General features: G+C 67.4%; 10 protein-coding genes. 7 read left to right on the forward strand and 3 right to left on the reverse strand.

The features are described 5' to 3' along the window. Nucleotides 1–604 precede the first annotated feature (604 nt). Nucleotides 605–1,576 carry a pentapeptide repeat-containing protein gene (locus ACGF5G_RS35425; protein WP_393271228.1) on the forward strand — a complete coding sequence of 324 codons (972 nt, stop codon included), beginning with the start codon at nucleotides 605–607 and terminating at the stop codon, nucleotides 1,574–1,576. A 95-nt stretch (nucleotides 1,577–1,671) separates the two neighbouring features. Here ACGF5G_RS35425 and ACGF5G_RS35430 read toward each other — a convergent pair whose 3' ends face one another. The 3 genes from ACGF5G_RS35430 to ACGF5G_RS35440 all read right to left on the reverse strand — a co-directional run bounded on the left by ACGF5G_RS35430 (nucleotide 1,672) and on the right by ACGF5G_RS35440 (nucleotide 3,139). Further along, nucleotides 1,672–1,818 (reverse strand): hypothetical protein, encoded by a 147-nt coding sequence (locus tag ACGF5G_RS35430; protein WP_393271230.1) that lies wholly within the window; start codon nucleotides 1,816–1,818, stop codon nucleotides 1,672–1,674. Nucleotides 1,819–1,965: 147 nt separating this feature from the next. Then, nucleotides 1,966–2,100, reverse strand: a complete 135-nt coding sequence (locus tag ACGF5G_RS35435) for a hypothetical protein (RefSeq protein ID WP_393271231.1) — start codon at nucleotides 2,098–2,100, stop codon at nucleotides 1,966–1,968. Between the two features lie 670 nt (nucleotides 2,101–2,770). Then, complete coding sequence (locus ACGF5G_RS35440; RefSeq protein WP_393271244.1) at nucleotides 2,771–3,139, reverse strand: hypothetical protein; 369 nt, start codon at nucleotides 3,137–3,139, stop codon at nucleotides 2,771–2,773. On the opposite strand from ACGF5G_RS35440, the gene ACGF5G_RS35445 reads away from it, so the two are divergent. From ACGF5G_RS35445 to ACGF5G_RS35470, 6 genes are all read left to right on the forward strand, one after another. Continuing rightward, complete coding sequence (locus ACGF5G_RS35445) at nucleotides 3,044–3,571, forward strand: DUF1062 domain-containing protein (protein ID WP_393271242.1); 528 nt, start codon at nucleotides 3,044–3,046, stop codon at nucleotides 3,569–3,571. The two genes, ACGF5G_RS35440 and ACGF5G_RS35445, sit on opposite strands and share 96 nt — an antisense overlap. 147 nt (nucleotides 3,572–3,718) lie before the next feature. After that, nucleotides 3,719–4,600 carry a DUF1963 domain-containing protein gene (locus tag ACGF5G_RS35450; protein WP_393271233.1) on the forward strand — a complete coding sequence of 294 codons (882 nt, stop codon included), beginning with the start codon at nucleotides 3,719–3,721 and terminating at the stop codon, nucleotides 4,598–4,600. A 276-nt stretch (nucleotides 4,601–4,876) separates the two neighbouring features. Then, nucleotides 4,877–5,542: a Type 1 glutamine amidotransferase-like domain-containing protein gene (locus ACGF5G_RS35455; RefSeq protein ID WP_393271235.1), complete on the forward strand. Its 666-nt coding sequence runs from the start codon at nucleotides 4,877–4,879 to the stop codon at nucleotides 5,540–5,542. A gap of 310 nt (nucleotides 5,543–5,852) precedes the next feature. Then, on the forward strand, nucleotides 5,853–6,191 hold the full coding sequence (locus tag ACGF5G_RS35460; RefSeq protein WP_393271237.1) for a PadR family transcriptional regulator: 339 nt from the start codon (nucleotides 5,853–5,855) through the stop codon (nucleotides 6,189–6,191). Further along, complete coding sequence (locus tag ACGF5G_RS35465) at nucleotides 6,188–7,231, forward strand: hypothetical protein (protein WP_393271239.1); 1,044 nt, start codon at nucleotides 6,188–6,190, stop codon at nucleotides 7,229–7,231. Before ACGF5G_RS35460 ends, ACGF5G_RS35465 begins: the two co-directional genes overlap by 4 nt. Before the next feature lie 447 nt (nucleotides 7,232–7,678). After that, nucleotides 7,679–8,596: a CPBP family intramembrane glutamic endopeptidase gene (locus tag ACGF5G_RS35470; RefSeq protein WP_393271240.1), complete on the forward strand. Its 918-nt coding sequence runs from the start codon at nucleotides 7,679–7,681 to the stop codon at nucleotides 8,594–8,596. Nucleotides 8,597–8,640 lie beyond the last annotated feature (44 nt).

Here is an 8,640-nt window from a genome sequence, read left to right on the forward strand (position 1 = left end):
GGATCTGTGGGACGCCTGGGAACGCTCGGAGATCAGCTACAAGGCCAAGTACGTCCCGCACCTGACGTGCGACATCGTCTACGACAACGCTGGCACGGCCGCCGACATTCGATGCGGAGACGAGTGAGTCGCCCCTGCACAGCACTGCTGGTGCGTGGACGCGGCGTCGCCTGATGATGCGGACGGTTCACCGACTGCCCGGGGCGGGCGGATCACTGCGGTCGACGTCTCGGGTTGAGAGCGCGAAGCGGTGCGCGGTGGAGTGCGGAATCAACAGGCTCAAACGTCACCGCAGGGTAGCCACTCGGTACGACAAGGTCGCCGCGGCGATCAACGCATGGCTACCCCGCTTCTGAGCCCAACCAACGCGTCGGTGGGGCTGGCCGCCGGATGCTCGTCTTGGTCCTTCGAATCCGTGATGCCTGGGTGTGACTGCGGGGTCTTGTTCGTCGGTCGTATCGGTTTCAATGGACATGTGCCGTCGTCCCGTGATCGGTCGAATGCTGGAAATCGTCAACGCGTGCGCACTAAGCGGCGACCGAGAGCCAGGGGTCAGTCCGCGACCGAGCACCCTCGGTCGACGGTTCGGCTGGAGTTGGTCCCGGTGGGGCCGATCGACGTCAAGCCCGACCCCTGGCAGCGACTCGTGGCCATCGGCAGCATCCTGTCGGTGCTGTTCGTGGCTATCGGCCTGTACATCACCAACGAGGCCAACCGTCAGACCAGCGAGGCCAACCGTGAACAGCAGCAGCTTACCGCGCAGGGGCAGATCACCGACCGGTTCACCAAGGCGGTCGAGCAGCTCGGCCAGCCCGGTCCGGAGAAGGTAGACGTGCGGCTCGGGGCAATCTACGCCTTGGAGCGCATCATGCGCGACTCGGCCGACGATCAGCCCGCCGTCGTCGACATCCTCACCGCGTTCGTCCGGGTCCACTCTCCCGCACCCAAACGGCTCACGCCGCCGTCTCCCTTGACGATCGACATCCAGGCCGCGCTGACTGTACTGGGGCGCCGCGACAGCACCCACGACAACAAGGGTGGTCCGAAAGGACCACTCCGCCGCGTACTCGACCTCGCCAAAACCGATCTGCACAGCGCGAGCCTGGCCGGCGCGAACCTGGCCGGCGCGAGCCTGGCCGGCGCGGACCTGCCCGAAGCGGACCTGCGCGGCGCAGACCTGACCGCTGCGGACCTTACCGGCGCGGACCTGACTGCCGCGATCCTGGTCGACACGAACCTGGCCGGCGCGGACCTGACCCACGCGCACCTGCCCGGCGCGATCCTCTACGCGAACCTCCGCGGCGCGAACCTGCACGGCGCGGACATGCATGGCGCGGACCTGAGCAGTGCGAAGCTGACCGGCGCGAACCTGGCCGACGCGAACCTGACCCGCGCGGACCTGGCCACCGTGAATCTGACCGACGCGTACCTGCACGGCGCGTACCTGCGCGGCGCGTACCTGCGCGGCGCGGACCTGAGAAGTGCGGACCTGACCGACGCGAACTTGACGTGCGCCCGGACCAATGACCGCACCCGGTTGCCCGAAGGGGTGGCGCGGCCGGCACCGTGTGACTGACGACGACCACGGCGTCTCCATATCAGCGGCACGAGCCGGGGCCCACACCAGGGCCGTCAGGCCGGTGCGGAGCCGCCTGGTCGTCCGACATTTCCCTACGCGGCGGCGGGACGCTCCCGGCGGGCAACCTGGGCCAGCGCGCGGACGACGTTGGCGGGTCGCACGGTGATCGGCTCGTCGGCGGCATCGAGCGTGGCGTAGTGCGCCTCCACCATCTTCCGCAGGATCGCTCCCGGCTTCACCGGCCACCCTGCGGCCACCATCCGAGCCGCCCTGGCCCACCTCGCCAGCCACCAGATGGCCGCCCTGCAACGGTACAGCCGGCCCGTCGACGACGTCGCCGCCCTTGCCGAGCACGCCCGCTTCCAACTGTGGCCACCCGCCACCGATCAGACGTCGACGAAGTCCTCGGCGCCGGTCAACCGCAGTGCCCGCTTGTCATGCTCCCGGCACAGGTCGATGTCCTCACCAGCGATCCACCGGTCGCCGAAGATGACCCCGGACCGTGCCACCTGCCAGGTCACCATCGCCGCCTGCGGGCATCCGGCGGCATCGCAGACGGCTTCCGGACCGGGTACACGGCCAGCGGCGAGAGTGATGACCGGAACGGGCGGCATACGCGGCGGCACCTCCGAGCTCTGACGATCGAGCCTCCGAGAATACGAACCGGTCTCGTGATCTTGCCACCCGTCTCTTCGCTGCTCATGGCACGTTGGCAATCGTCACTGCCCGCCTATGCGGCCTCCAGACGTGACCACGGCGCGGTCTATCGAGGACATCACACAAGTTCGCCGCAACCGAGCGGTTAGATCTGCAGCGCGAGCCAAGATCGACTGCACTCGACTGCCGCGACGCGAGCGCTGCCGTGACGACGACGGATGTCCGGGCTCGGGCTTTCGAGGAGGTTGCTCCTATCCTCTCTGTTCACCAATCCGCCGCGGCAGGGAGGCGGCGGTCGTCCCCGCGACGCTGCCGGAGGGCAGGGCGAAGGCCAGCGGGAGGAACAAGTCCCACCGGGGGCGGCCGGAATGCGCCAGAAGGGGGCCGCGGCAACGATCGGCGCGTGGTCCACGCGCAGCTCGCCGGCCCCGCCCCTCGGTGCTCGGCGGCAGGACAAAAATGGGTGGCCTCGCCGTCCCGTCCCGCCCTACCTTGTAACTGGATCTTCTTCTCCGACCCACTCACGAGAGGACTTCACCCCGCGTGACGCCGCCTGCTCTTTAGACCTGACACCTTCCCCGTGCATCGGTCGCCGACGTTGCCGTCGGCTCTTTTTCCCATGCCTTCCGTCAGGTCTTCAGAGAGATCATGTCTACGCGTCCTCATATCGTGCTGCCCTGGGCCGTTCGGCCCGCGCGCCTTCCCCTGCTCGCGTTCCGTTGCGTCCACTGCCCTTCCGGCCTCGCCGGCACCGGCGACGGGAAGTTCCGCGTCAATGCCAACGGCAAACTCCTCGACATCTGGCTCCTGGTCGTCTGCGTTTCCGGCGACCGCACCAGCACAATCACCGTTCATGATCGCATCCCGGTCCGGTGCCTGGATCCGATCCCTCTGGAGGGCCACTCCGGCAACTCCTCTGCCCTCGTCGCCCGCGTCCTCCTCGACCCGCTGATCACCCGGCGCAACCGGTTCGCCCTGAAGTGGGACTCATGCGGGAAACTGCTCACCCTGTCCCCTCCCGAAAGCCCCTGGCCCGCCCAGGTTTCGGTCACCTTCGACGACCCCGTGCCCCTTCGCCCCGAACGGCTCATTGCCGAAGGGGCTGGGCATCAGCCGCGGGGAGATCGCTCGCCGCGTCAAGATCGGCATTCCGCTGAACCGCAGAACTCACCGGGACTTCTCGTGCGTCCTGCTATGAGCCGCCGCCGTGGGCCTGAGCCGCGGCGGGAGGCAAGGTGGCCTTGCCCCGGACTGCATCACGCGGCGGTCCGCGCGCGGTCGCTCATGACCGGCGAACGAAGGTCAGGGCTGGCCCGAAACCGGCGACGAAGGTGAACGCCCGGGTGCATGCATCCAGACGTGCCGAGATGTGCGCACCCGATCACGGCGGCAGCGATGCCGACGACAGCGCGTGCGGGCTGTGGGGCACCCGGTCGCCGGGCTCGCCCTCTGGTCGTTGTCTTCGTGGCACCATGTTGCGCTATGGATCATCAGGGGCAGTTTCGTCGTGCAGCGCTCGCGTTGGGCATCCCGGACGACGAGGTCAGCCGGTTCATCCAGCACCTCCGTTTGTCGATCCGGTTGAGCGGAGGATCCAGCGGTGTTCCGGTCGGGCAGTTCGGTGGGTTGCCCCGGCTGCCGGTGGGCATGGACTGGCCGTCCGACGGGGTCAGTCCGTTGCCGTTCATCTTTTCGGTCGACTGTGCGGCGCTGCCAAGAGTCGACGGCTTCGGCCTGCCGGCAGACGGCTCGCTGCTGTTCTTCATGGACCACGAGCAGGCCGCTGCCACCGGGGAGCGGAGGTACGGGCGAGTCGTGTATGTGCCGGCCGGCACCGATACCGAGGTGGCGGCAGGATCCACCGACCACGCGTTCGTCGACAAGCAGTACGACGTCGGCGCCACGCTGCGCGCGGAGTTCCCCGATTGGTTCGGGGCGGACGAGGACGAGGACGACGAGGACGACCTGTCGCCCTTCCAGCAGCAGATGGCCCGTGACCTCGAGCGTGACCTGCCGCACCTTGACGAACTCTGTGCTCTGGCCAACGATCTCTGGCCGCCTGACAACGGGTACGCCAGCGCCTATATCGGCGGGTATGCCGACGAGGAGGTGATCAAGAGTATTGCGGAGCAGACCCTCGCGTGGCGCGAGAAGACCGGCGAGATCGTCATCCCGGCCGCGAAATGGTATTCCCATGTGGAGAAGGAGGCGCACCGGCTGACGATTGAGTGGGTGTCGCTCGCCCGCTTCCCCGTAAATAACGAGTTCTATTACCGGAGTGACGGGAGTTTCGTGATCCGTCACGACGACCTGGCCGCTGGTCGGCTGGACGAGGCGCTTTCCGTGGCTGAGTTGATCCCATAGAACACCGGCGGCGCCGGATGCGGCCACGATCTGCGTTGCCGGCGATGCCGACGTCAGATGCTGGGCATCCGCTATTGCCGATGAGCGGTCGCCGTGACATGCGCGTCCCGCGCGCCTCGGTCGGGTGCGCGTGTTGGGCGAAGTAGGACCGGGTGGAGGGTAGTCGCCCCGCCAACTGAGGGACCTCCGAAAGTGGACGCCTGAAACTACGATGAGTGCCGGCGCGGCCCTCGGTCATCAGGCACATTTTCCTTCGCGCGCGAATTCGGAGGCATCGTGAAGCTCTTGCTGACGTCCGGCGGCGTCACGAACCCGAGCATCCACTCGGTGCTCGTGCAGCTGCTCGGCAAGCCGATCGATGAGTGCCACGCCCTCTGCGTCCCGACAGCACAGTGGGGTCACCCGATGTGCGGTCCGACATCGGTACGGGACTTCGTCGCCGCCGAGCCCAAGCCTGACTGGCAGTACATGTCCGGCCTGGGCTGGGCGTCGCTCGGTGTCCTCGAGCTCACCGCACTGCCCACCATCGGCGCGGAGCGATGGGTCCCCTGGGTCCGGAAGGCCGACGTGCTCCTGGTCGACGGAGGCGACGCGACATACCTGTGCCACTGGATGCGCGAGTCCGGGCTAGCCGATCTGCTGCCTTCGCTGCCCGACAAGGTCTGGGTGGGAGTAAGCGCCGGAAGCATGGTGATGACGCCCCGGATCGGGGACTACTTCGTCGGGTGGCCGTCCGCACCAGACGACCGCACCCTGGGAGTCGTCGACTTCTCGATCTTCCCGCACCTGAACCTCTTCCCGACAAACACCATGGCTGACGCGGAGCGATGGGCCGCCGACGTCGGCGTCCCGGCCTACGCCATCGACGAACAGACGGCCATCAAGGTCGTCGACGGCTCAGTCGAGGTGGTCTCCGAAGGGCAATGGACGAAGTTCGGGTGATTGTCGCCGGGCGACTATCCGGATCTGCCGCGATTCGATCGTCACGTAACGCGAGCGTGGACGGCACGCCGGTAGGCGTCCGGAACTGCCGAGATGAGTGCGCTATTCGGGACGTTGCGATAGGGGGGTTGCCCGGAGATGCAGTGGCCGTTGGTGCTCCCTCCGGCCACCGGAGAGGCTCGTGTGGCTTGTTCGGGTCTGCCGGTTCGCGGGGCGTGGCCCGGGACTGCAAGCGGGCGATGTAAGCGCCCCAGCCGGCGCGGCACCAGTGCCGTTGCAGCATAGTCAGATAATCTTTATATTGACGGCTATGTCGAAAGCCATGCGAGAACCGACGTTCTGGATCCTGACCGCGCTGGTCGATCAACCACGGCACGGGTACGGCGTGATCCAGGCGGCCGAGTTACTCTCCGAAGGCCAGGTCAGGTTGCAGGCCGGCACCCTCTACGCGGCGCTGGACCGGTTAGCCGCCCAAGGACTGGTCGCGATCGACAGAGAGGAGATCGTTGAAGGGCGCCCTCGGCGCTACTACCGCCTCACTGACGGCGGCGCGGCGGCACTCGCTGAGGAGACAGCGCGACTGGCCCGCAACGCTAGCATCGCATCGCGGCTGCTGAACGCCTCGCGGCCTGGCCCGGCGTTCGCATGAGCCGCCGCCTCGCCACCCCATATCGTCTGCTGCTGCGCGTCTACCCGAAGGGCTTACGTCGCGGAGAACTGGCAGACACGCTGCTCATGGCTGCCGAGGCCGGACACGTCCGGCCTGGCCCTATTGAGACGCTCAACCTGCTTCGGCAAGGCATGCGGGCCCGACTCGGTCGCCCACTCAGCAGGGGCGTGGTCGTGCTGGCTATCTTCGCCTCAATCTTCTCCGGCTTTCTGAGCGCGTCGCTGGCGAACCGTATTGGTTGGGAGGCGGCGCCGGCGCTACCAAGCGGCGCGGCGTGGACTCAGCTCGCCGAGATGCTCACCCCAGGCTTATCGGCACGATGGTACGAAAGGTCGGACGGCCCCTTCCGCAACAACGGTGGTGAGACCGATGCGGCGTCGGTCAGCTACAGCACCGATCGAACGCCTGCGACCGAGGACGTCGACGCCTATCTAGCCGGCCTGCAGCAACGCCTGGAGGCGGCCGGCTGGACCGTCACCGACACCTACTCGACCAGCCCGACCGACATCGAAACCGGCGCCCGGCGCAACAACTCGCAGGCGTTGATCGCACGCAACGACGCACTCGTGCTGTCGTTCGAGGACTACTTCGACGCAGCGTACGCCGAAGGCGGGCTCAGGGTCTCGATCTACCGGGCGGAACCACGCTGGCTCACCGGTTCGACGCTCGCCGTCGGCCTGCTCGGCATGCTGGCTGGATGGCTGCTAGCCGGCTGGGCCAGCCGCCGTCTCGAGCGCCGTCCGTGGGCAGCCCCTCTCGCTGCCACCACCGCCATCGTCGGTCTCATCTTGCTGATCCCCGCCTGGCTGCTCGGTAGTCTGCAATACCTGGGCATACTGTCAGGCGCGGCCGTGCCTGACTCGCCGTTCTGGCGTGGCCTGGTGCCCACCGACGAATTTGGCGGCATGGCCTACCCCGCCGGGGCGGCGATAATAGCAGCCATCGCCGTGGCCGCGCTCTGCCCGCCCCGGCCTGCACCCGCCACCGACCCCGGCTCAGCAGGCACGGCGAAGACATGACCAAAACGTAGCTGCCATCGGACTGTCCCGACGCCGCTCCACAACCGTCCTCGGACCATCGCAATAGTCCACCTTCGGCCAGCTCGCCGACATAATAGGCCGGGCTCCAACTCCGGCAGCACAGACGTGGCGCATCGATTCACCGCACAGTAGACCTGACGCCGACCCCGCCCGGTCTACTACAAAACCAGCGCTGTCACCGCATTCGCAATCTGACCCACGAGGCCAACCTCGACCAAGATCAGGCGTACTGATCTGTCGAGATCAGTGAGCCTTTCCTCGCAATGGGTGGATTGCCGCCGACTCAGGCCGGCTGTCCGGCACGCCGCGTGCTGTCGCGACGCTGCGGCGGTACATGCGGGTGGACCGTCTCTTGAGGTTGGCCACAACGGGGTCTGGTGGGCAGCCGGGTGTTGGTCGTCGACCCCGCTCCCTAGCGTCGAGCGCATGCAATTGTTGTTCGATTCGGAGCGTCGGCTGCTTCTCCCTCTCCGGCTCGCTGTCTACGTGGTGACGGTGCTCGCCGCTGCGGCGGTGGTCACTTATGGGATCGTCGGTTCCGGTGCGGCGACGTCGATTGTGGTCTTGGCGACGGTTGCCGCGTTCGCCACCACGATGCTCGTCACGTATCTGTTCCGCCGGTATCTCGACCGGCGTCGGTGGGGCGACATTGGCATATCGCGGCTCGGACGACGTGAGCTGATCGGCCTTGCCGCCGGGTTCGTCGTCGGGGTCGCGGCCATCGCTGCCTGGTTCGGCATCGAGGTGGTCGCCGGCTGGGCGCAGGTCACCGGGTGGTCGGTGACCGCTCGGGGCGCACTTTCCGCCGCGCTCACCGTCGTCGTCGGAGCTGTGCTCGTGCTGTTGCGGGCGGCGGTCGAGGAGGTCGCGTTCCGGGGGTATGTGTTCGCCAACCTGGCCGAGCGGATGCCTGTGCCCGTCGCGGCGCTGGTTGCTGCTGGCGTCTTCGCGCTGCTGCACCTGTTCGGGGGTGTCACCTCGATCGGGTACTTCGTCGCCGGGATGGCCGAGTTCGTGCTGTTTGCATGTCTGCTCACCGCCGCGCGGGTTTCCATCGGCACGCTGTGGGCGGCCATCGGCATTCATGGCGGCTGGAACTGGGCCCAGGACTACCTGTTGGGCGTCGGCACGGCGACTGAGCCGGACCACGGCGACGCGTTGCTGCATCTGCGGTTGACCGGACCGGGATGGGCCGTCGGCGGCACCGGCAATGTCGACGCCGGCCTGGTGAATTTCATTGCCCTGGCCATGGTGACGGTCGGTGTGCTGGTGCTCGCCTGCTGGCGAGCCCCGGGTGGGGACCGCCGAGTGAGCGCCGCCTGGTTGACTGATGACCGATCATGACACCACCGCTGAACACTCCGCCGGCCAGAGCACGCCCAACCAGC

The sequence above is a fragment of the Micromonospora sp. NPDC047730 genome (assembly GCF_043204765.1).
GTDB lineage: Bacteria > Actinomycetota > Actinomycetes > Mycobacteriales > Micromonosporaceae > Micromonospora.